The organism is Aliidiomarina indica, assembly GCF_015354615.1.
Taxonomy (GTDB): Bacteria; Pseudomonadota; Gammaproteobacteria; order Enterobacterales; family Alteromonadaceae; genus Aliidiomarina; species Aliidiomarina indica.
The window spans coordinates 638,484-660,827 of sequence record NZ_JACAVQ010000001.1; the positions used below are offsets into that span (position 1 = coordinate 638,484).

At 48.2% G+C, this 22,344-nt stretch carries 17 protein-coding genes; 4 read left to right on the forward strand and 13 right to left on the reverse strand.

Going from position 1 to position 22,344, the window contains the following annotated elements; all coding sequences use genetic code 11:
• Nucleotides 1–9: 9 nt before the first annotated feature.
• Nucleotides 10–1,275, reverse strand: a complete 1,266-nt coding sequence (locus HXZ99_RS02905) for an MFS transporter (RefSeq protein WP_194755758.1) — start codon at nt 1,273–1,275, stop codon at nt 10–12.
• Nucleotides 1,276–1,577: 302 nt separating this feature from the next.
• On the opposite strand from HXZ99_RS02905, the gene HXZ99_RS02910 reads away from it, so the two are divergent.
• Nucleotides 1,578–3,068 carry a NarK family nitrate/nitrite MFS transporter gene (locus HXZ99_RS02910; RefSeq protein ID WP_194755759.1) on the forward strand — a complete coding sequence of 497 codons (1,491 nt, stop codon included), beginning with the start codon at nt 1,578–1,580 and terminating at the stop codon, nt 3,066–3,068.
• Nucleotides 3,068–4,828: a bifunctional protein-serine/threonine kinase/phosphatase gene (locus tag HXZ99_RS02915; RefSeq protein ID WP_194755760.1), complete on the forward strand. Its 1,761-nt coding sequence runs from the start codon at nt 3,068–3,070 to the stop codon at nt 4,826–4,828. The genes HXZ99_RS02910 and HXZ99_RS02915 overlap by 1 nt, the downstream gene beginning before the upstream one ends.
• 13 nt (nt 4,829–4,841) lie before the next feature.
• Here HXZ99_RS02915 and mog read toward each other — a convergent pair whose 3' ends face one another.
• The 3 genes from mog to ubiU are packed head-to-tail and all read right to left on the reverse strand — an operon-like array spanning nt 4,842 to nt 7,321.
• A complete protein-coding gene (gene mog, locus HXZ99_RS02920) occupies nt 4,842–5,387 on the reverse strand; it encodes a molybdopterin adenylyltransferase (RefSeq protein ID WP_194755761.1) in 546 nt (181 codons plus the stop codon).
• Between the two features lie 57 nt (nt 5,388–5,444).
• Complete coding sequence (locus tag HXZ99_RS02925) at nt 5,445–6,317, reverse strand: U32 family peptidase (protein WP_194755762.1); 873 nt, start codon at nt 6,315–6,317, stop codon at nt 5,445–5,447.
• A gap of 8 nt (nt 6,318–6,325) precedes the next feature.
• Complete coding sequence (gene ubiU, locus HXZ99_RS02930) at nt 6,326–7,321, reverse strand: ubiquinone anaerobic biosynthesis protein UbiU (RefSeq protein WP_194755763.1); 996 nt, start codon at nt 7,319–7,321, stop codon at nt 6,326–6,328.
• A 150-nt stretch (nt 7,322–7,471) separates the two neighbouring features.
• On the opposite strand from ubiU, the gene ubiT reads away from it, so the two are divergent.
• Nucleotides 7,472–8,014 carry a ubiquinone anaerobic biosynthesis accessory factor UbiT gene (ubiT, locus tag HXZ99_RS12320; protein ID WP_194755764.1) on the forward strand — a complete coding sequence of 181 codons (543 nt, stop codon included), beginning with the start codon at nt 7,472–7,474 and terminating at the stop codon, nt 8,012–8,014.
• A gap of 55 nt (nt 8,015–8,069) precedes the next feature.
• On the opposite strand, the gene HXZ99_RS02940 is transcribed toward ubiT, so the two are convergent.
• The 9 genes from HXZ99_RS02940 to HXZ99_RS02980 all read right to left on the reverse strand — a co-directional run bounded on the left by HXZ99_RS02940 (nt 8,070) and on the right by HXZ99_RS02980 (nt 20,242).
• On the reverse strand, nt 8,070–8,474 hold the full coding sequence (locus tag HXZ99_RS02940; RefSeq protein WP_194755765.1) for a ribonucleotide reductase subunit alpha: 405 nt from the start codon (nt 8,472–8,474) through the stop codon (nt 8,070–8,072).
• Between the two features lie 103 nt (nt 8,475–8,577).
• The gene (gene nrdD, locus HXZ99_RS02945) at nt 8,578–10,452 is read right to left on the reverse strand and encodes an anaerobic ribonucleoside-triphosphate reductase (RefSeq protein WP_331458468.1); all 1,875 of its coding nucleotides are present in this window, start codon (nt 10,450–10,452) and stop codon (nt 8,578–8,580) included.
• Nucleotides 10,452–10,898 carry an anaerobic ribonucleoside-triphosphate reductase activating protein gene (gene nrdG / locus HXZ99_RS02950; RefSeq protein ID WP_228517517.1) on the reverse strand — a complete coding sequence of 149 codons (447 nt, stop codon included), beginning with the start codon at nt 10,896–10,898 and terminating at the stop codon, nt 10,452–10,454. Before nrdG ends, nrdD begins: the two co-directional genes overlap by 1 nt.
• Nucleotides 10,899–11,165: 267 nt before the next feature.
• Nucleotides 11,166–12,380 carry an alginate export family protein gene (locus HXZ99_RS02955; RefSeq protein WP_194755768.1) on the reverse strand — a complete coding sequence of 405 codons (1,215 nt, stop codon included), beginning with the start codon at nt 12,378–12,380 and terminating at the stop codon, nt 11,166–11,168.
• 216 nt (nt 12,381–12,596) lie between these two features.
• Nucleotides 12,597–13,364 (reverse strand): peptidylprolyl isomerase, encoded by a 768-nt coding sequence (locus tag HXZ99_RS02960; protein ID WP_194755769.1) that lies wholly within the window; start codon nt 13,362–13,364, stop codon nt 12,597–12,599.
• An 83-nt stretch (nt 13,365–13,447) separates the two neighbouring features.
• Nucleotides 13,448–14,131, reverse strand: coding sequence for a respiratory nitrate reductase subunit gamma (narI, locus tag HXZ99_RS02965; RefSeq protein ID WP_194755770.1), 684 nt, complete (start codon nt 14,129–14,131; stop codon nt 13,448–13,450).
• A gap of 2 nt (nt 14,132–14,133) precedes the next feature.
• Nucleotides 14,134–14,871: a nitrate reductase molybdenum cofactor assembly chaperone gene (gene narJ, locus HXZ99_RS02970; protein ID WP_194755771.1), complete on the reverse strand. Its 738-nt coding sequence runs from the start codon at nt 14,869–14,871 to the stop codon at nt 14,134–14,136.
• Between the two features lie 5 nt (nt 14,872–14,876).
• Nucleotides 14,877–16,412, reverse strand: a complete 1,536-nt coding sequence (narH, locus tag HXZ99_RS02975; RefSeq protein WP_194755772.1) for a nitrate reductase subunit beta — start codon at nt 16,410–16,412, stop codon at nt 14,877–14,879.
• Between the two features lie 101 nt (nt 16,413–16,513).
• Nucleotides 16,514–20,242, reverse strand: coding sequence for a nitrate reductase subunit alpha (locus tag HXZ99_RS02980; RefSeq protein ID WP_194755773.1), 3,729 nt, complete (start codon nt 20,240–20,242; stop codon nt 16,514–16,516).
• A gap of 245 nt (nt 20,243–20,487) precedes the next feature.
• On the opposite strand from HXZ99_RS02980, the gene HXZ99_RS02985 reads away from it, so the two are divergent.
• Complete coding sequence (locus HXZ99_RS02985) at nt 20,488–22,305, forward strand: ATP-binding protein (RefSeq protein ID WP_331458464.1); 1,818 nt, start codon at nt 20,488–20,490, stop codon at nt 22,303–22,305.
• The last annotated feature ends 39 nt before the right edge of the window (nt 22,306–22,344 follow it).

Consider the following 22,344-nt stretch of genomic DNA (forward strand, 5'->3'; position numbering starts at 1 on the left):
CCCTTTTCACTACTCTTCGAAGAAATTTTGTGTTTGTGCCTGCTCTAACTCACGACGATACCGTTCTGCCCTTAGCGCAAGAAACATAACCGTCATACACATCGCCAAAACCGCGTACAACACCATAAATGCAGCACTTGAAATACCAAGCATGTCCTGACTTAGGCCGAACACTATGGGCAGTGTAAAGCCACCGAGTCCGCCGATGGCCGCTACAATACCGCCAACTGAACCCATTTGTTTCGGGTAGTGATTGTGAATCACTTTAAATACACTCGCTCTACCCAATCCTTGCGCAATGCCAATAACAAACATGAGTGCCGTAAACACCCATAGGTTAATCTCTATATTTAGAATCACGTCTCGTTCAATGCCGTGAATCGTCATCGTGGTGGGCGGATAACTCAAGAAAAATAGGCATACAAGACAGACCCAAAATACGCTCCAGTTAACCAACTGGCCGCCGTAGCGGTCGGCTAACCAACCGCCCAGCGCCCTGACCATGCTTGAGGTCGTTACAAAGAAGAGCGTGAACGCCATCGCTTGGCCAAACTCCAATTGATACGCTTGCATGTAATAGTGGGGTAACCACATGATAAGCGCCAGAAAGCTACCAAACACAAAGTAATAATAGAGACCAAAGCGCCATACACGGAAGTCTTTCAGTGGCTGAAGCTGCTGTTTCCATGGCGGTGTATGCCGCGGTACATAATTTGGAGTTACCGGCGCGAATAGAATAAAAGCAAACAACATCAGGGTTAAACCTGCAGCATAGAGAGGCCCCGTCCAAGGCCAATCAAACCAAATAATAAACAATGGGAGAACTACGAAGGAAATAGCAGCGCCAGCATTACCGGCGCCAAATATTCCGAGCGCTAAACCTTGTTGTGAACGGGAAAACCAATCGGTGACGTAACGTACGCCTAGAATAAAAGAAACGCCACTCAAGCCAATCCACAGACCAATCACAATAAAGCCAATAAAACTGGTTACAAATGGCAACAGCAGTAACGCTGGAATCGTGAGAAGCATTTGTATAATCCACAAACGCCGTGCAGAGACATACTCGCAAAGAATACCCACAGGAATACGCAAAATCGCACCGGTCAGCATCGGTGCGGATAGTAATATCCCTAACTCTACCCCTGTGAGACTCAGCTGTTTTTGAATATTAATGGCGAGAACAGCATACAAGATCCACACCGAGAAATTAGCGGCAAAGGCAAGGGTGGCCATAGTCAGAGCCTGCCACGCGCGAGGTAAAGTAGCGTCCATTTAAGTCACTCCGATAAACCAATAGCATGCATCTTAACGAGTTTCTGCGTTCGGCACAGGGAACGCTAGGGATACTCACAAATCACTCCGCCAACGACATGGTGCGCTTACCCTACCCCCAAAGAGGTAAAGCCTCCTTGCTGTGCCTGGGATTCCGCCATGAGTCCATTACTCCTTTCTAGGTAGGCCGTTTTTTCTTTGTAAAAACAGAGCATTAGCCTTATTGATGTAGATCAAGCAAGCTAGCCTCAATAGTGCGCACACTGCCGCCCAGATTCCCTTACTTTAATTGAGGTTTTATTATGTCAACCGCGTCTGCTGGCACCGGCTTAAACCTACTACGTTTTAGCGATCCAAAGATAAAAACGCTCCATTTAACATGGTTTGCTTTCTTTTTGACCTTCGCAGTTTGGTTTGCGCATGCCCCACTACTGGCATCGATTCAGCATTCACTGGATCTTACCGATGCGCAAATTCGAGCCCTGCTCATCTTGAACGTTGCCATCACAATTCCTGCACGGATTATTGTCGGCATGCTAGTTGACCGCTACGGCCCGCGACTTATCTATGCCATTCTTCTTATCATTTCCGCATTCTTATGTATTGGTTTTGCTTTCGCGAACACCTATACATCGCTTGCGATCTTCCGCTTCTTGCTTGGCTTTGTTGGTGCGGGCTTCGTGATTGGTATTCGCTTGGTGAGCGAATGGTTTCCTGCCCATCAAGTGGGAACTGCGGAAGGAATCTACGGCGGCTGGGGTAATTTTGGCTCTGCAGCGGCAGCGATGCTCTTACCTACCCTTGCGCTTGCCTTTGGCGGCGATGATGGCTGGCGTTATGCGATCGCACTGGTCGGGATTCTCTGTGGTATCTACGGCTTAGTGTTCTATAAATACGCACGCAATACACCAAAAGGCTCTATCTACTTCAAGCCTAAAAAGAATGGGGCTATGCTGGTATCGTCTTGGGGCGCGCTCTGGGCGTTGATCCTCATGAACATTCCCATGTATCTGGCCCTTGGTATCTTAGCTTGGCGGTTATCACCCTCTGGCGTGCACCTATTCAGCGAAAACATGATGTATATCTTCTTCATTTCGCTGGTGGTGATTTTTATCTATCACACTTGGACCACCTATGCGGTTAACGCTGAGCATCTACGCGCGGGTGTTCCTGAGCTAGAAAAGTATTCATTTAAGCAGGTGGGGATTCTTAATATCGCTTATTTTGCAACCTTCGGCTCTGAGCTTGCGGTTGTCTCTATGTTGCCACTCTATTTCTTACAAACCTTTGAAGGCCTTACTGCCGTGACCGCAGGTTTGCTTGCATCGGCATTTGCTTTTATGAATCTGGTATCTCGCCCTATGGGTGGTTGGTTCTCAGATCGATTCGGTCGCCGTCGCAGTTTGCTATTTATGATTTCCGGGTTGGCGCTAGGCTACTTTATGATGGGTCTAATTGACTCTCATTGGTGGATTATTTTAGCGGTATTAGTCACTATGGCTTGTTCGTTCTTCGTCCAAGCTGGCGAGGGTGCCGTATTCGCCATGATTCCATTGATTAAACGCAGCATGACTGGGCAAATTGCTGGAATGGCTGGTGCCTATGGTAACGTCGGGGCGGTGATCTACCTTACCGTTCTTAGTTTTGTTACCTATAGCACGTTCTTCTACGTCATTGCCGCTTCCGCCCTACTCGGTTTGGTTGCAGTATGGTTTATGGATAATCCTCGTGGCCATATTGCTGAAGTAATGCCTGACGGCACCGTACATACCATTGAGGTGGGCCACAAGTAATGAGTCAGCCGGTAAGCACTGCACATTTACAGCTTAACTACGCCACTGTGTGCGTAGAAGGTGGCAAAGAAGGAAACGAAGATGCCGTTGGCGTCCGTGTTCCCGAAGATGCGCATGTGCTTACCTATAAAGGTGCTATTCTCGCTATCGCAGACGGTGTAAGCAGCGCGGAAGCAGGACAAGAAGCAAGCGAAACAGCGGTACGCATGTTTCTACGGGATTTTTTCTCGACGCCGGACACTTGGTCTGTCGCCCATAGCGCAAGCCAGGTGCTTTCCACCATTAACTTACGGTTATTTCGCCACAGCCACGTATTTAAAAATGAAATGAAGGGACAACTCTGTACCTTTAGTTCGGTGATTATTAAATCGCATACCGCGCATTTTTTTCATGTCGGCGACAGTCGTGTATATCATTGGCGAAGCGGATTTCTACGCCAGCTCACCACTGACCACACTGCTCAACTTAATCATGAACGTCAGTTCTTAGCACGTGCACTTGGCATGGATGGGCAACTACAGCTCGATCATGGAAAACAGGAAATCTGTGTGGGCGATCGTTTCTTACTGACCTCCGATGGTATCCATGATTTTGTCAGCGAGACGCAATTGCAAGAAGCCTTAGGAAGTAACCAATCGCTACCGGAGATCTGCGAGCAATTAAAACAACTCGCCCTGCAACAAGGATGTGACGATAATATAAGCGCCGTGGTTGCTGAGATCATTGCCTTGCCCAATACCGACATTGATGATTTCCATGATCAGCTTACCGAACTCCCCTTCCCGCCAGCATTTAAAGCCGGCATGAAGGTGGATGGCCTCGAGATTATTCAAGAACTCTTTGCAAGCAGTCGAAGTCATTTATATTTGGTGCGGGATATCGATACAGGGCAACGAGCGGTAATGAAAACACCCTCGGCAAACTTTGAGGACGACAGCAGCTATATCGAGCGTTTTATTCGGGAAGAATGGATTGGTAGCCGGGTTGATAGTCCTCATGTGGTAAAAATAATTCGGCAATCGCGCCCGCGAAGTTTCCTGTATTACTTAATGGAGTACGTTGATGGCGTGAGTCTGGAAAAATGGCTTGAGAACAATTTACCAGTAAAACCTGGACGTGCCATTCGCTTGATTGAACAAGTAGTTGAGGGCATTCAGGCATTTCATGACTGCGAAGCGGTTCATCAAGATTTAAAACCCGGAAACATCATTGTTTCAACCGATCCAGTGTCGTCCAAGGAAACCATTAAAATCGTGGATTTCGGCAGCGTATATGTTGCTGGCGTTGCTGAGATATTCGTTCCCATCGATCATTCATCCGTGTTAGGCACGGCCGCCTACTCCGATCCTCAGTATCTCACCGGTCGTAATTCCGGTATTCAAGGTGATGTGTATGCGTTGGCCACGATTTGCTACGAAATGTTTACCGGCAAACTACCGTACGGGGATGGGATTGAAGAGTGTAAAACTCCAAGTGACTATGATCGCTTGCGCTATATCAGTGCGCGCAAACATAATCCGGCGATACCGGTCTGGTTCGACCGCGCCTTAGAAAAAGGCGTGAGTTTCGACTTAAACCAGCGTTATCGCAGCCTTAACAGTTTAATTCGAGATCTAAAGCACCCAAATCCCGACTTTCTCCGAGAAGAGGTGAAACAACGCAGCCGCAGTAGTAGCCTGCTATTCTGGCAACTGCTTTCAGGGTTTTGGTTTGTCACGCTTTTATTGGTGATCTATTTGTTTGTTCTTAACCAAAACTAAAGCGCGGCAGTGGTTAACTCTTAGGGCGAAAAACCGAAATTACATCCTCATCGCATTGTAAATACGGCCCTTCCATCAGATCGATGCAATAAGGAATGGCCGGAAATACCGCATCAAGGCATTGCCGAATTGCTTTTGGTTTACCGGGTAGATTTACGATCAGAGTCTGCTGGCGAAGGCCGGCTGTTTGCCGCGATAAAATAGCCGTTGGCACGTATTTAAGCGACTCGGTACGCATGAGTTCACCAAAGCCCGGCATCATCCGATCGCATACAGCTTCCGTTGCTTCAGGCGTAACATCCCGTTTCGCTGGCCCTGTTCCGCCTGTGGTTACGATTAAACAGCAGCCTTCATGATCAGCAAGCTCAATTAAGGTTTTTTCAATGAGTGCCTGTTCGTCGGGAATAACCCGATAACATACCTCAAACGGTGAATGAATATAGTCGGTTAGCGTATCGATGATGGCTTGACCGGAGATATCTTCATAAACACCTGCACTGGCTCGGTCACTGACCGTTAGAACCCCAATTCGGGCTGATGTGTTTTCTTGATTACTCATAACTTGTGATGTCCTTTAGTTTCGCCGCGCACCTATACTTCACGCCATTGCTGTCTGCTATTGCTGCATCATTCCGGCGAGTTTGAGCCAATATCCGTTGCACTCATTATTCGCTAGCGCCACCGGAGCTTCGCCCTGTTCATTAGCCCGAAATCGCTCTAGCCACACCCATGTATCGTCAATTTCGGGGCTAAGTCGCACCATATCTACCTGTGAATGCATCCCGGGTAACTGATTCACAAGGTTATAGCGCTCCCCTGATTGGGTTTGTATTCCATTGAGTACAAACACATCGCGACCATCCTGGCTCGTCACCGTTCGCCCCTTCGGATAACGAATACAACACAGCTCACACTGGTCTTTGTGTCTATTTTCAGAACGCGCTGTGAAGCATCGAGCGGACCAAGCCAGCGGAAGATGACCAAAAGCGAACACTTCTGTCGCGAACAAATGCCGCCGCTGCTGAATCTCTGGCTGCCGCAAGATACTGGCAAGCCAATCTCCTGAAAGCTCCACCGGCATAAGCCAACGGATCATGCCCTGATCAATCAACAATGATAACGTGTGCTGATTGTAGCAATTGATAGCCGCCCCTCCAACAAATGGCAGCCCGGCTTCATGCAGCATTTGCACGGCACTCATATCGTTGGCCTCAAGGAGAAATTCACCGTTTTCGCAATAGCGTTTAAGTTCCCGTAATTCTGACGGTGCCTCTAACAGTGTCATGGTCGATAAACATACCTGTTTTCCCGCCTCCCGAAGTTCATGGGCAATGCTCATATAATCAGCCAACTTTAACTCTCGGCGTTTACTACACACGGTTTCACCGAGATAAACCACATCGAGTGGTTGCTCAATGGCTTGCCGATAAAATGCTTGCATGGTGGCTTTGGGCCAAAAATATAGTACCGGGCCTAATGAATATTGCATGATTACTCCTATTTCCAACTGCGGTGATAGGCACCAATGGTGGTCTGGCTACCCTCAGACAAAGACGCCAACACTGCATTCCACTCTGCTTGCACCTGAAATCGTTCGGGGGACGTAAGCACGTGGTCAATAGCGGCTCGCCAGACTCGGGTAATGTTAGCGACATAGGCAGGACTTCGTTGTCGCCCCTCGATCTTTAACGAGGTGATGCCCTCCCGATACAATTCTGGAAGTAAATCAAGGGTATTTAGACTAGTAGGTTCTTCCAGAGGGTGGTAACGCTGACCGTCCACATCGAAGCGACCTTTGCATAAGGTTGGATAGCCTGCGGTTTCATTTGGCGCAAATCGGTCGATGACCACGCCGTTTAGGCGCGATTCCAAATAGTCGCCCTCGTCTTCCCATCGCACATAAGCGGCTGGAGAGCACGCGCCCGCTGTATTTGGTGATTCACCCGTCATGTAGGAACTCAGGTAGCATCGACCTTCAGCCATAATACACAGGCTGCCAAAGGCGAACACTTCCAAATCAACGGTTGTTGAACGCGCCAATGCACGCACTTGATTCATCGCTAATACACGTGGCAGTACCACGCGCTGGACACCAAAATGCTGTTGATAGTAAGCGATTGCCGCTTGATTCGTGGCTGATGCCTGAACTGAAAGGTGCACTTCTTGTTCAGGGTACGTGCTACGGATGTAATGGAGAATGGATATATCCGCCACAATCAAGACATCAACGCCACAGCGAATTGAATCGTCGACGGCCTGCGCCCAATGCGTCCATTGCTCCGGATGCGCGAACGTATTAATGGCGACATGAATTTTCTTACCATGACCATGTGTTTCAGCAACAGCTTGTTGCAGCGTACCTTCAGCGAAATTTAACCCGGCAAAATGGCGTGCGTTTGTTTGATTTTTCAAACCCACATACACGGCATCTGCGCCATGCTTAAGTGCCGCTTTGAGGGCAGGTAAACTTCCGGCTGGACATAATAACTCCATAATAATTCCACGCTTTTAATAATCATTTAACGCGCATTTTGATGCTGTGAAGCCATCGTAAAATCTCGCGCTTTATTGATGTAGATTAAGCTGCCGATGCGGTAGCAAACGTATCCTTATTTTACGCGATCAAACGACGGAAGTTACTGAATGTTCGATATAAAACGAGTTACTCACAAGGTGATACCCAAACTCCCTGGATGGACAAAGACAGGGTTAAAATACAGCCCCAAATGGCCCATGGAGCAGCTAAGTCAGCAGCTTCTCAAGCACGTATTTTCAGACCAGCTAGAGGCAGGCGAGCTAGATTTTCTTACCAACACCGCGGTCGTGATTGGGTTTGAAGATATTGGCTTGTTCATGCAAGTGACCTTGCAAAAAGCATCCTTTATGCCCCTGCAGGTCAAACTGAGTTGTGAGCCAACAGGGTTCGCCAAGTGCGATGTCCAACTTTCAGGCAACACCGAAGATTTCTTTTTAATGATTGCGCAACGCGTAGATCCAGACACCCTCTTCTTCCGTCGGAAGTTACGGATTCACGGCGATACAGAATTAGGTTTAGGCGTGAAAAACTTATTAGATACTGTCGATATGCCCGCTCAGCTACCGAGCCGACTATTGGCCTTGTTTAATCAGGTCGCGGAGAGTATCGAAGCGTATCAGACTTACGCTAGCGCAAAGTCGTCACCCTGAGGAAATAAAAAACCGCCCAGAACGCGCAACGTGACTGGGCGGTCGAACCGACAATTCAGAGTATACGAAGTAACTCTGCATTGCGGTTGAAGGCGAGAAAATTGGCCACATTGCCGCCCTTAATACTTTCTACCATCATTTTTAAGGGTTGCTCAGCTTGCTCGGAGGTTGGCGCTATCCCCACCGCACCGCTCATACTGGCGGCAAAGGCAATATCCCATTCCACTCCTGTCGCAGCTGATTCGTCGAGTAGCACCTGAAAATCCTCAACCTCCTCTGGGAGCTTATCAACACAAAGAACAGGCTCTAAATTTCCGCCTTCGCCAGCACCAAAGCGCTGTTGCTGTTCAGATGTTGCTTTTTCCGGCATTACCGCTTTGGTAAACACAAATAGCAAACGCTGCGGTTCCGATTGTGTTTTCGCGGCCTGAATAAAATCTGCGTAACTGCTAAGCTGCATGGGGTGTCCTTTTTGATCACAAACCTACAGCCCGCAGTTTAGCAAACATAGCGCGAGGGAATTGAGGACAAAAGAGGGAGCAAACTCCCTCTTCGTAGGTAGTTTACGCTTCTACCGTTTGCTTAGTGTGGATTTCTTTTACTGCGCTCTTGAGCGCACCTTGCCGCTCCCGGTGGTAGTGTCGCAGTGCATGTTCCTTTCTGCGACCTTCACTAAAGGCGGACACGCGCTTTAAGTAGCCTATCACTCGCGTGCCATGGTCAACATCGTCGGAACCACAGTGAGAACATGAGGCAAGAGTCCGTTTATCAATCCCTTCACATTGATTACAGATGGTAATGCGAACATTGATGCAGAAATAGTTACAGCCCGTTCGTGCCGCTAGATTAAATAGGGTCAGGTAGCCGTCAGTCCCCATCTTTTCATCAAGATTTAGATGCAATGCTGAACCACCGTCTAAGTACTCGATCAGTTCACGACCATGCAGGACAAACTTATCCAATGCATTGATCCGTTCATCCTCAACGGTATAGAAGTAACTGTTATAACAATCCCGGGTAACAACATAGCCGTCGCTGCGATCCCAATTCGCGTTCTTCACGCCGAGATTCTCTGCAGGCACAAATTCCGTATTAAACATATAACCAAATTCTTGCCGCGCTTGCTTGTTGGCATCGTAAATCACTTTGAGGTGCGACTGCACAAATTGCTTATAGTCTTCGTTGTTACCCACTTGGATGCCCTGAGACTCGGCCGCTTCCACCATGCCATTGATACCGATGGTTAGGAACTGCTTGTCTAAGCTGATGAAGCCGGCGTCATAAACAGTCAGTAAACCGGCCGCAAGATATTCTTCCATAAGACGTCGATAGGCAACTTGGTACTGATGAATCTTACGGATTTCTGCCTCTAGATTTCGTCCGTCCTGAACTAATCGGTTCATATTGATGGTAATCACATTGATTGAACCGGTGGCAACCCCGCCAGCACCGAGCGTATAGGAGAAGGTGTTATCAGCAATTTCACTACGTAGTCGGCAACAACTAGCCAAACTGTCTGCGTTGTCCGATAGATATACAAAGAAAGAGCTGCCTTCAGCCATATGGCGTGCCATTGACCGCGCAAACTGTTGATCCTTGCACGCGCCCTGCTCCGTCAACATAGCCACAGTGACCACTGGAAAGGTTAATACGGTTTTTTCACGCTCCCGGTTAAACCAATCCAAGAAGAAATCTTGTAATTGCTCAACGGAGCGCCAGCTTGGACGGCTAAAATCAGGGAAAACAAACTCACCAAACATGCTATCAAAATAGTGTTGGTCATAGATTGAAATATTCCAGAACACACTCTGATAGCCTCTGGCTGCTGCCGGTTGATTGAGCGCATAAACCACGTGCTGCAGATGATTTGCGATCTCATGACGATGTGTCTCGAGATAGTTGTCACCATAATCTTTGCGCGCAAAATAATCGAAATAGGTGAGAAATTCCACCGTCGCTACGGCGCCCGCGAACTGCGAACTTACCGCAAACACAAAGTTCACAAAGGTACCGCAAAACGATTCAATGTGTTTAGGTCCACGCGACTCTCCGCCCAGTTTCGTTAGCCCATCACGTAAGAACGGATACATGGTGACCGAGACACAATATGGCTTCAGGCTTGTTTCGTCGTGTACGTAAATCTCATGTTCTTCAATCTGGCGTACATATTCATTGGCTAAATCATCGCCGAATAATTCGCCAATTTTTTTCTGGACTAGGCCACGATTTACCTGCACAAAGAAATCTTTCATAATTTCCGCTTCGAGGGTTGCCACATTCTTTTGGGTAACGTTCGCGTTAGCATCCATTTTGGAGCCATCAGCGGCATTCTCCGCGTGCAAATAGTCATGAATAAACTGGATTTTTTTATCAATTTGGTGTGGAAGTAAGCGCAACATAACGATCCCCTTTTTTGCTTTTTTATTGGTGTAGGTGATTAAGACCAGAACTTATAGTTCTCAACATCACCCGTGATCACATTGATAAATGTTTGATTTGTTCCCCGTTCAGCAAGCCCTCCTCGACTTGCCATCCAAGGTCCAAGCTTGACGTAATCTAAGTAGTTTAAGAGTGTCGCCGGCACTCTTTCTAATCCTGTGTACAAACAGGTTTTTAGTCTCTTTTCACGTGCGATCTTAAGGAGTTTTATCAAACCAGCCTGATGCCACTCCCCTCCGAGAAAGAGCACGCAGGTTATTAACCCGTCATAGGCATCGAGACGCGTACGAAAATAGCGCTCGCTGAGTAGTTCACCACTTCCGATCGGCCATGTATGGGTGCTATGGCAACCCTTGCAGCCAATGTTGCATCCGGTGATGGTGTAAGCTAATGATGTCTGCCCAGGTACTTCCTGCCATACAATCTGTTCTTCAGAAAAACGCATAATCACCATATCTTGTGTTTGAAATCACTCTTAAGCACTATATATAGTATCTACGCTAACCAATTGAGACATGTTTCACTTGATCTGGATCAAGGATCCGTATCAAGGATCAAAGGGCCTCGCCGCGAGCATGCATTATTGTGGGATCCTTTACCCCTTGAGGGGTATGCGCCCAAATTGAGGTACAACCAAGAGGTAGGAACAAACAAAAAGCACTGCCGTGGCAGTGCCTTTTTCCTACTTTGTGGATTGGGTTTGGCGTTATGACTACAGCGCGTAGGACACCATCAGCCAAGCCTTTTGCGTGTCCACTGCATGCTGTTTAGCGGAGTAATCAGCAAACTTACCAAGTACGTGAACACCATTTGCGAAGCGATATGACGCTGTTAAGTTCCATTCATTGCCATAACTGCGCCGGTCTGTATCTGCCTTAAACTGGTGATACCCGACACTTATGGGCAGTTTCCCGATTGGCAAACTCAATGTAACAAAGTGATCCCGTATGCCATCGTTAGGGGTAACCAAGAATAAATCGGTGAACCCTTGAAACGCATGCAGTGTTGCCAAAGGTGTTTGTAGTGCGCTTACCCCATCCCCGGCAAGACGTTCGCTTCCTATCGCGAGTTTTATATCCTCGCTAATAGGGGCGCTGATACTAAATCGGTGGTAATTATGGGAGAACGATTGTGGTTGTTGGTGAGCGTCTTCTTGTCGTGCCAAAGTGGCCTGAACTTGTACCTGGCGAGACGCCAACAGCCACTTACTTTGGTAATCCACACCTAGAGTCCGGCTATCTCGCACGTGCCAATCGTTGAAATCGAAGTCATAGATAAATCCACGTAATTCATGGTGCTCAGTAACTTGCCATTGCAACACACCAGCAAACAGCGTCCCGCGCTCATTCGCAGCTGGCCCTTTAGGTCCAAAAATGCGGTTCACATTTTGAATATAAGCAATGTCAGCACTCCAATCGCTGAACTTCTGCTGCCAACGAAGACCATCAAACGTTTGTTCATTTTGACGCCAACCTACCCCCCCAAGGAAGCGCTGATTAAGCTGATTCATTCGAATACGACCAACATCGAGCGTGGCCGCTTGATCTGGCATTTTTACACGGAGGTATGCTTGATTAATATCCGTCCCGCGCGGATCAGCCACAACCGAATAGTGAGTTCGCTGGTTCACCGTACTGTTGTAGCTTTTATCACCAAGCACTTCGACATGGTCGACCTCCAACACCATCGATACCCTCGGGTGCAATGTCCGTTGTGCATTGACTCGGGTACGCAATGTCGATGCGAGTGCGTTTTTCAAGGGGTTCGCTTGATCAACATGCTCGAGACGATATCTAAAGTCGATGGCAATTTTGTTTGGATCCGTTACCACCTCGCTATTGCCGTAAACCTGAGGCGATGCAAATAGCATAACCGGTATGCTCGCAAACAAAACTAACGCTTTATTCTTTATCACTTGATTCAGCATAAAAACTCCCGGAATGTGTTGGGTGGTAAGACCCAAGAAAGGTAGGGATATTATATCGAGTGGTAGTGTCCGCCATGCGGCGCACAAGTGTTATTTTGTTGATTTTTGAGGGATATAGATCGATTACCTCCAGAGAGGTAGCAAAAAAGAAGGCTCTGGTATCCGTTCACATGAGAAGTGACGGCTAGCCCAGAGCCTCATTCAAGACGATAGTTTTTATTGCATTAAGGGTGATTCGTCTAATGCAAATTCGTAGCCTTTAATTTCGGCACCAACAATGAGCGTTTGAATATATTGTGCAATCGCTTTATGCCGTACCTTCTCGTTTAAGTAGTCTCGGATTTTATCCTTTACTTGCGCGTACTCCAGTGGTTGTCCTGGTATCTTGCGTTCTACCCAAACCACATGAAAGCCATAACGAGATTCAACGGGAGAATTATATAAGCCAGGTTCTAACGCAAAAACAACGCGTTCAAACTCAGGAACCGTTTGACCTCGGCTTAATTGCCCTAAACTCCCACCGGTTGATTTCGAAGGGCATGCCGAGTAGTCACGAGCAAGACCGTTAAAGTCACCACCCGCATTTAGTTTCTCGATAACTGCCTCCGCCATCGCCAGTGATTCCATGCGCGCCTGTGAGTCATCCGGTGCCGCAGCAATCAATATATGGCGAACTTCTAACAAGGGTGATGTTGTGAAGCGATCCTTATTACCCCGAAAGTATTGCTCACACTCGTGATCGTCAGCTTGTGGAATATGCACATCTTTGTCGATCAGTTGCTCAATGTAGTCATGCTCTGCAGCACTTGCTTTTGCACTCGTTACCTTAATCCCTAATTCCCGTGCTCTTTGCTTTAGCAATGCTCCGATGATCAATGCTTCCGCTGCTTGTTTCATTGCTGCGTCTTTAGAGTCGGCAGGATGGTACTGAGTTTCTTCAGAGATTGCCTGTTCGGTAATCGTTGTATCATTTACTTGAATCATAATTCCTCACTCATCAATCACGAATTCTAGGTTCCCGATTGATAGGTATAGAGCGGTTTTTACACCGCTCTATACCCCACATATTAAAACCGACGACGCACGATTTGCTGGCTGCGACCCAAGAATTTAACTGGCACACTCCAAATGTGAACGAGGCGACTAAATGGGAACAACACAAATAGAGTGATACCCCAGAACACGTGTGCTTTATAAATCCAGTGGATGTCGGCCATAAACTCAATGGCGTCCGCTGGGCGGAATGTCAGTAGATAGCGTGACCAGCTCATCAAATCTTGCATCACATAACCGTCCATGTGGCCGGTTGATACAAAGATGGTCAGAATACCGAGAATTAACTGCCAATAGATTAATAGCAGTATCAGGGTGTCCATCACCGAGCTACTGGCACGAACCCGAGGGTTAAACAATCGGCGCCATACCAGCATAGTGAGCCCAACGAAGCACAATGCTCCAAAGAAACCACCTACCCCCATGGCAATAATTTGCTTCTGAGCCAAGGTAATTCCCAAGAAACTCCAAACTTCATAGGGCATGACCAAACCCGCAAAATGACCAAAGAAGATCATGATGATGCCAACGTGGAATAGCACGCTCGCAGTTCGGAAATAGGTCTTATCCAAAATCTGACTCGACTGGGCTTTCCACGTGAACTGTTCACGGTCATAGCGAAGTGCACTACCGACAAAGAATATGACGGAGGCGATATAGGGATAAATCCCAAAAAGTAGCATGTCGGTGAAGTTCATGGTTAGTTTCCTCGCTGCACTTCAGTTTGGCCTGCATCTTTAAAATCAGACCAGGTTATCGGCACTAATTGATCCTTGCGTTGGGATTCAGACGGTTTTGTCACAGCGCTACTACAACCATCAGCGCTAGAATCTGGCCCGAAGGTCACCATTTCCTCTTCCCACACTTTATCAAGCGCTTCTTTGGTGTCATCGCGCTCTTCATTTGCAATCTGTTCTCGAACATCATCCACATCGACAGTCACGCCTGAAAGGTGAATCAACGCATGCATAAGTGCCGCATAGTTACTCTCCCGCGTCTCCAATCGCGCTGCCAGCAGTGCTAAGATGTGGGCAACTTCCTGCAAACCGAGTTGCAAGTTCTCTTCACCTTGAGTGGATAAGAACTCAAGGTACAGGGGGATGTAGTCAGGTAGCTCACGCACATCAAGCTCGAGTCCAGCATCCTTATATTGCTTCATCAGGTTTACCATCGCCTGCCCACGGTCACGCGACTCTCCGTGCACGTGCTCAAACAGCAATAATGACAAGGCTCTGCCACGCTCAAACATGGCATCGTATTCGGCCTGCCAATCCATCAACTCAGTGGCGCAACGTTCTTGAACGAACGTCGCTAACCCCTGTTTTTCCGAAGCTGGCAAGGTTGAGTTCTCGATGATATCGAGAAGGTCGTTCTGCGCTTCGATTAAACCCGCTGTGGGGTAATCGAGTAACAGCGATATTACATTGACTATTTGCATCTCGATTAATCCTTCATAACCACTGGAATCACTTTGCGGACGCCTTTTTTGTCGCCGCCAAATAGATTCAATCCACTTTCGCCGTTACCACAGCCATTTCCGAATGAGAAACCACAGTCACCTTTCAGGTCGTAGGCATTTTCGGCATAGGCTCTGGCACTTGTTGGAATCACAAAGCGGTCTTCGAAATTTGCCAACGCCATATAGCGATACATTTCTTCAACTTGATTCGGGGTAAGCCCTACTTGCTTGAGCACCTCAAAATCTTCTACGCCGTCCACATTTTGCGAACGCTTGTACGCACGCATGGCAATCATGCGTTCTAAAGCGCGCACAACCGGCGCTTCGTCGCCAGCAGTAAGCATGTTGGCCAAGTAGCGCAATGGAATACGCAGCGATTTCAAGTCTGGAATTTCACCATTCATTCCCACATGGCCTGCTTCAACCGCTGTTTGAATAGGCGACAGTGGTGGTACATACCAAACCATGGGCAAGGTCCGATATTCTGGATGCAACGGTAAAGCCACTTTCCATTCCATGGCCATCATGTAGACTGGCGAACGCTGGGCGGCTTTCAACCAGTTTTCTGGAATACCTTCAGCTTTTGCCGCTGCGATGACCTCAGGATCAAATGGGTCCAAGAACAGGTCGAGTTGGGCCTGATATAGATCTTTCTCATTCGGTGTATTAGCCGCTGCTTCGATCTTATCAGCGTCATACAACAAGACGCCCAAGTAGCGGATACGACCCACACATGTTTCAGAGCACGTGGTGGGTTGGCCTGCCTCAATGCGTGGATAGCAGAAAGTACATTTCTCTGATTTTCCGGTTTTCCAGTTGTAATAGATTTTCTTGTATGGGCAACCGGACACACACATGCGCCAGCCACGACACTTATCTTGGTCGATCAAAACGATGCCGTCTTCTTCCCGTTTATAAATTGCACCTGAAGGACAGGCAGCAACACATGCGGGATTCAAACAGTGTTCACAAAGGCGTGGTAAATACATCATGAAGGTCTTTTCAAACTGACCGTAAATGTCTTTTTGCACCACTTCATCGAAGTTTTTGTCTTTTTTACGTTTGGCAAACTCAGTACCAAGAATTTCTTCCCAGTTTGGTCCCCATTCGATTTTCTCCATGCGCTTACCACTAATCAGTGAGCGCGGACGAGCGACTGGCTGATGTTTGGTATCACCAGCGGTATGTAAATGCTGGTAATCAAAGTCAAACGGCTCGTAATAGTCATCGATCTGAGGAAGATCTGGATTTGCAAAAATATTTGCTAGAATCCGCAGCTTGCCACCCATTTTCAGTTGTAGCTTGCCCTTCTTGGTACGCTCCCAACCGCCATTCCATACGTCTTGGTTCTCCCACTCTTTTGGGAATCCTACGCCAGGCTTGGTTTCCACGTTGTTAAACCAGGCATACTCCACCCCTTCCCGAGAGGTCCAGACGTTCTTACAGGTAATTGAACACGTATGACAACCAATACACTTGTCGAGGTTCAACACCATGCCTATCTGAGCTCTAACTTTCATAATCGTCTTCCTAAATTCGGTGAAATCCGCAAAATCACTTCATTAGCGCCGCAGCGCGAAGCGAGCTTCGGCAAATGCTGCTGCCGAAGCTCTGTTGCGTATTAAGGGGTATCTAACCAATCAACTTTGTCCATCTTCCGTACGATGACAAATTCATCCCGGTTACAACCAACAGTTCCGTAGTAGTTAAATCCGTAACTTTGCTGGGCGTAGCCACCAATCATATGGGTCGGTTTCATGACCGCACGGGTAACTGAGTTATGGATCCCGCCACGGGTGCCGGTCATTTCCGACCCCGGGGTGTTAATGATCCGTTCCTGCGCGTGATACATCATGCTCATACCCTCAGGTACCCGCTGTGATACCACTGCCCGCGCGGAAATCGAGCCGTTAACATTAAAAATTTCGATCCAGTCGTTATCTTCGATATCGGCGGCCTTGGCATCAGTTTCACTCAACCAGACGATAGGACCACCACGAGATAGCGTGAGCATCAGTAAGTTATCTGAATAGGTGCTGTGAATACCCCACTTCTGATGCGGCGTAATCCAGTTCAGAACGATTTCTTTATTGCCGTTCGATTTCTTATTCAGAATCGGCTCTACCGTTTTCAAGTTAATCGGTGGCTTATACACACATAAGGTTTCTCCGAAATCACGCATCCACTCATGATCTTGATAGAACTGCTGGCGGCCCGTAATGGTGCGCCATGGAATCAACTCATGAACGTTGGTGTAACCCGCGTTGTAAGACACATGCTCATCTTCCAGCCCGGACCAAGTGGGCGATGAAATAATCTTACGCGGCTGAGCCACGATGTCGTGGAAGCGAATTTTTTCCTCTTCCTTTGGTATCGCCAGATGAGTATGGTCGCGACCGGTAAACTCACTGAGCGCGCCCCATGCCTTCACCGCCACATGACCATTGGTTTCTGGAGCAAGGGATAAAATCACCTCACACGCATCAATGGCGGTTTCGATCTTCGGACGCCCTTGATTCGCGCCTTCATTCACATGCTTGCGATTGAGTTTGCCTAAGAACTCCACTTCCTCTTTGGTATCCCAGCTAATTCCCTTGCCACCGTTGCCCAGTGAGTCCATCAGTGGTCCCAGTGAGGTAAAGCGTTGGTAGGTATTTGGGTAATCCCGCTCAACCTGCACAATATTGGGCATGGTTTGGCCTGGAATAGGGTCACACTCACCTTTCCACCATGCTTTTACCCCATAAGGCTGTGCCAGCTCATTGGGTGTATCGTGCTGCATAGGGACGGTCACCACGTCCTGCTCAACGCCTAGGTGACCTTGACACACCCGAGAGAACTCCTTCGCGATTCCTTTAAAGATCTCCCAGTCACTGCGCGCTTCCCACACAGGGTCAACTGCCGCGGTTAGTGGGTGAATAAATGGATGCATATCCGATGTGTTCATGTCGTCTTTTTCATACCAAGTCGCGGTCGGCAAAACGATGTCTGAGTACAAACAGGTTGTTGACATGCGGAAGTCGAGCGTGACCCACAGATCCACTTTACCTTCAGCACCTTCGGCGCCCGCCTCACTCCATTCCACGTCATCTGGCTTCTGACCACCAAATTCACCGAGATCCTTACCTAACAAACCATGCTTGGTTCCCAGCAAGTGCTTAAGCATGTATTCATGCCCTTTACCTGATGACCCAAGAAGGTTTGAGCGCCAGATAAACATGTTTCGCGGGAAGTTCTGTGGGTTCTCTGGCTGCTCACAAGCAAACTTCAAACTGCCCTTTTTCAATTGATCAACCACGTAAGACTTCACATCCATGCCTGCTTGTTTAGCAGCCGCGACGAGTCCTAATGGATTAGTCCCTAACTGGGGCGCACTGGGTAGCCAGCCCATGCGCTCTGCACGGGTATTAAAGTCGATAATGCTCGATTTCCATTTGTTCGGGTTGGCTAGCGGCGAAATCACTTCTGTCATTTCGAGCTTCTCGTAACGCCATTGGCTCGAATGGTTATAGAAGAATGAAGTCCCGTTCATGTGGCGCGGCGGACGTTGCCAATCCAAGCCAAATGCCAGCGGTGCCCAGCCCGTTTGCGGACGCAGTTTTTCTTGGCCGACATAATGCGCCCAACCACCACCGCTTTGACCGATACAGCCACACATCATGAGCATATTGATCAGACCACGATAATTCATGTCCATGTGATACCAGTGGTTCAGTGCTGCCCCCACAATCACCATGGAACGGCCCTTGGTTTTATCGGCATTGCGACCAAACTCAGTGGCGACCCGCACAACATCTTTCGGATCAACACCAGTAATCGCTTGTTGCCATGCAGGCGTATATGGCACGTCATCCTCGTAGCTTTGCGCCCGATTTGGATCGTTCAGACCGTTATCAACACCGTAGTTTGCCAACATGAGGTCAAATACCGTGGCCACTAACGCGGTGTCTCCATTGGCCAAGGTGACTTTCTTGGCTGGAATACGGCGCATCTGGATTTCATCGTGATCTGTGTGCTGGAAGTACTCATACTCATGTGGCTTGCCACCAAAGTATGGGAACGCCACATCGACCACTTCGTCCGCATGATCTTTCAGGGATAGATGCAAATCGACATCGCCCTTCTGATCTTTCTGTTCGAGGTTCCACTTGCCTTTCTGGCCCCAGCGATAACCGATAGCACCATTTGGGCTAACAAGACGGTCACCGTTGCGATCAATGGCAATGGTTTTCCAATCTGGATTGTTGTCTTCACCTAGGTTGTCGACGAGATCTGCCGCACGCAAGAAACGGCCTTGGGTTAATTTTCCTTCAGATTCCTCGAGCATAACCAACATAGGCATGTCCGTATAACGGCGCACGTAGTCGGTAAAATAGTCGCTCGGCTTATTTACATGAAATTCTTTTAAAATAACGTGGCCAAATGCCATGGCTAACGCGGCGTCGGTACCTTGACGCGGTGCGAGCCAGGTGTCGCCAAATTTAGACGCTTCTGAGTAATCAGAGGTGATTACGCAGGTTTTGGTCCCCTTATAGCGAACTTCTGTGAGGAAGTGAGCATCAGGCGTACGGGTCTGGGGAACATTCGAGCCCCATACGATGATGTAGTTGGAGTTATACCAATCGGCCGACTCAGGCACGTCGGTTTGCTCACCCCATATTTGCGGTGATGCCGGTGGCAAATCACAATACCAATCATAGAAACTCAAACAATTGCCGCCAATTAATGATAAATAGCGGGCGCCAGCAGCATAAGACACCATGGACATGGCTGGAATTGGAGAGAACCCAGTAACACGATCAGGACCATAGGCTTTGGTGGTATACACGTTAGAGGCAGCGATGAGTTCGTTTACTTCATCCCAAGATGCGCGCACAAAACCGCCCAAACCCCGACGCTCTTTATAGCTCTTCGCTTTTGCCGGATCGGAAACGATTGATTCCCAAGCGTTGACTGGGTCACTATGCTTGCTGCGCGCTTCCCGCCATAGCTTCATGAGCTGCTTGCGCACTTTTGGATATTTCAGACGGTTGGCGCTGTAAATATACCAAGAATAGCTCGCACCACGCGGACAGCCGCGCGGTTCATGATTTGGCAGATCAGGGCGTGTGCGTGGATAATCCGTTTGTTGGGTTTCCCACGTGACCAAACCATCTTTCACGTAGATTTTCCAACTACAGGATCCGGTACAATTCACTCCATGGGTGGAACGCACCACCTTGTCATGTTGCCAGCGTTGGCGGTACCCTTGTTCCCAGGAGCGATCTTCGTTGGTCAGAACCCCGTGACCATGTGAGAAAGGTTCTTTCTTCAATTTGAAGAAGCGCAGTTTATCGAGTAAATGACTCATTTTTCAGACTCCAGTCCAGCTACTGCATACATGTTTCATGGCGTACACTATGTGATTAGGACTAGATGATGCTTGATCTAAATCAATGCGAAAAGTGCGTGAATTCCGCAGAATACGCGGGCTCTACTCCCAAAGTGGTAGGCGCTTAAAATAGCTAACGTACTCATAGCTATTAAGATTTTCATGATCAGCTAGACTTAGATTCGGGTTGAAATTTACTCCCAAACAAAAAAGAGGTATTCCCCGTGAACAGACATCCGATGTCGCTGGTCACTCGCATTAGTTTAGGATTGCTCTTAATCGTGACGCTTTCTGTCGTCACGCTGGTTGCTTCTTATTGGCTTTCCGAGCGCGTTAACCAAGATCCACAAGCGATGAACATTGCGGGTTCCCTGCGCATGCAGACCTACCATGCGGGATTATTAGCGATGCAAGGCCCTGAGGCGCAGACAGAGCTAGCGCAAGTTACCGCGCGGCTGCAAAATACCTGGGAGCATCCAACCTTTCGACGTTTTTCATACGGTGATTCAGCGGTGCGGGAGAGTTATCAGAATGCCTATCAAGGATGGCAAGAACTACAGACCATTTTGTTGCAACCAAACCCCACTCAACGGCAAGTGACCAACGCAGTCAATGAACAAGTTCTGCGCATAGAGCAAGTTGTCACCCATATTCAGCAAGATGCGGAAGCCAAAATTTCAAACCTACGTGTCTGGCTCATTGTGTCGCTGATTGTTACGGTTCTCGTTGCATCAATTGTGATGTACTCATTGAAAACGCGTTTTGAGCAGCCCCTTCTGCACCTAAGCGCTGCCGCTAAGCGAATTGGCGGCGGTGATTTTACAACGCGGGTTAATATTCCCCATCAAGACGAACTCGGTTCTTTAGCAAAAACCATCAATAAAATGAGCGACACCATTGGCTTTATGTACGGTCGCCTTGAACAGCGCGTGCAGGAGCAAACAGAAGCGCTACAACATAGCCATACTACCCTGATGTTCTTGTATGACATTGCTCAGAAAACCAATGAGAAAGCCGTCGATTTCGATAACTTTGAGAAGATTATTCAGCGCCTTCGCAGTCTTCTGAATGTCCCTGATATTGAATTGTGCCTACTCACCGACCTTGGCAATGCACCCTATCTACAAGTGCAAGGAAATCCAGATAATTCCCGCTGTGTTAGCTTGAATTGTGATGATTGTATGTTTGGCGATGAAGTTTGTAGTGAAGAAAATGGCAAACGCATCTATCGCTTCCCGTTGCGCCGCGAACAGCAGAATTTTGGCGTGCTGGTGTGTCGACTTGAGCCCGGTGAAACCATCGCAGACTGGCAATATCAACTCCTACGCTCGGTTTCTGAGCAGCTTGCACTGGCATTGAGTGTGCGCAACGAAGAAGATCAAGTACGCCGTTTAACCTTAATGAAAGAACGCACCGTGATAGCACGGGAGTTACACGATTCGCTTGCGCAAGCACTGTCCTATTTGAAAATCCAAGTAACACGCCTTAACAAAGCTTTGGCGATTAATAACCAAGCTATGATCGAAGACGTGTCGTCTGAGTTAAAACAAGGTCTCGATGCTGCTTACCGTCAACTGAGGGAGCTCCTCACCACCTTCCGTCTTAAAGTAGATGACGGTGGCTTCGTGGAAGCAGTACAGAATACCGTGAGCCAGTTGCAAGGCCAAACCGAGCAAACCATTCACTTGGATTTTCGTATTAATAACGCGCATCTGGCCCCTCATGAGGAAATTCACTTGCTGCAAATTATTCGTGAGGCGAGTCAAAACGCCATGCATCATAGTCAGGGCCAACATATTTGGATTCGTCTTCAGCCTTTGGATGAACATCGCATCCAGCTCACTGTAGAAGATGATGGCGTGGGTATTCCGGATTCACCTGAGAAGTTAAATCACTATGGTTTAGCGATTATTCGCGAGCGCGGAAAGCATCTCGGCGGCGAGGCACGTATCGAGCGACGCGCAGAAGGCGGAACCGGTGTCTACTTTGAGTTTTCTCCCCAGTATATGACGTCAGACTCCGCTAAAGCTGAAGCTTACTAAGAAAAAAGCCTGATTCCAATGGTTCTGGATATCAGGCTT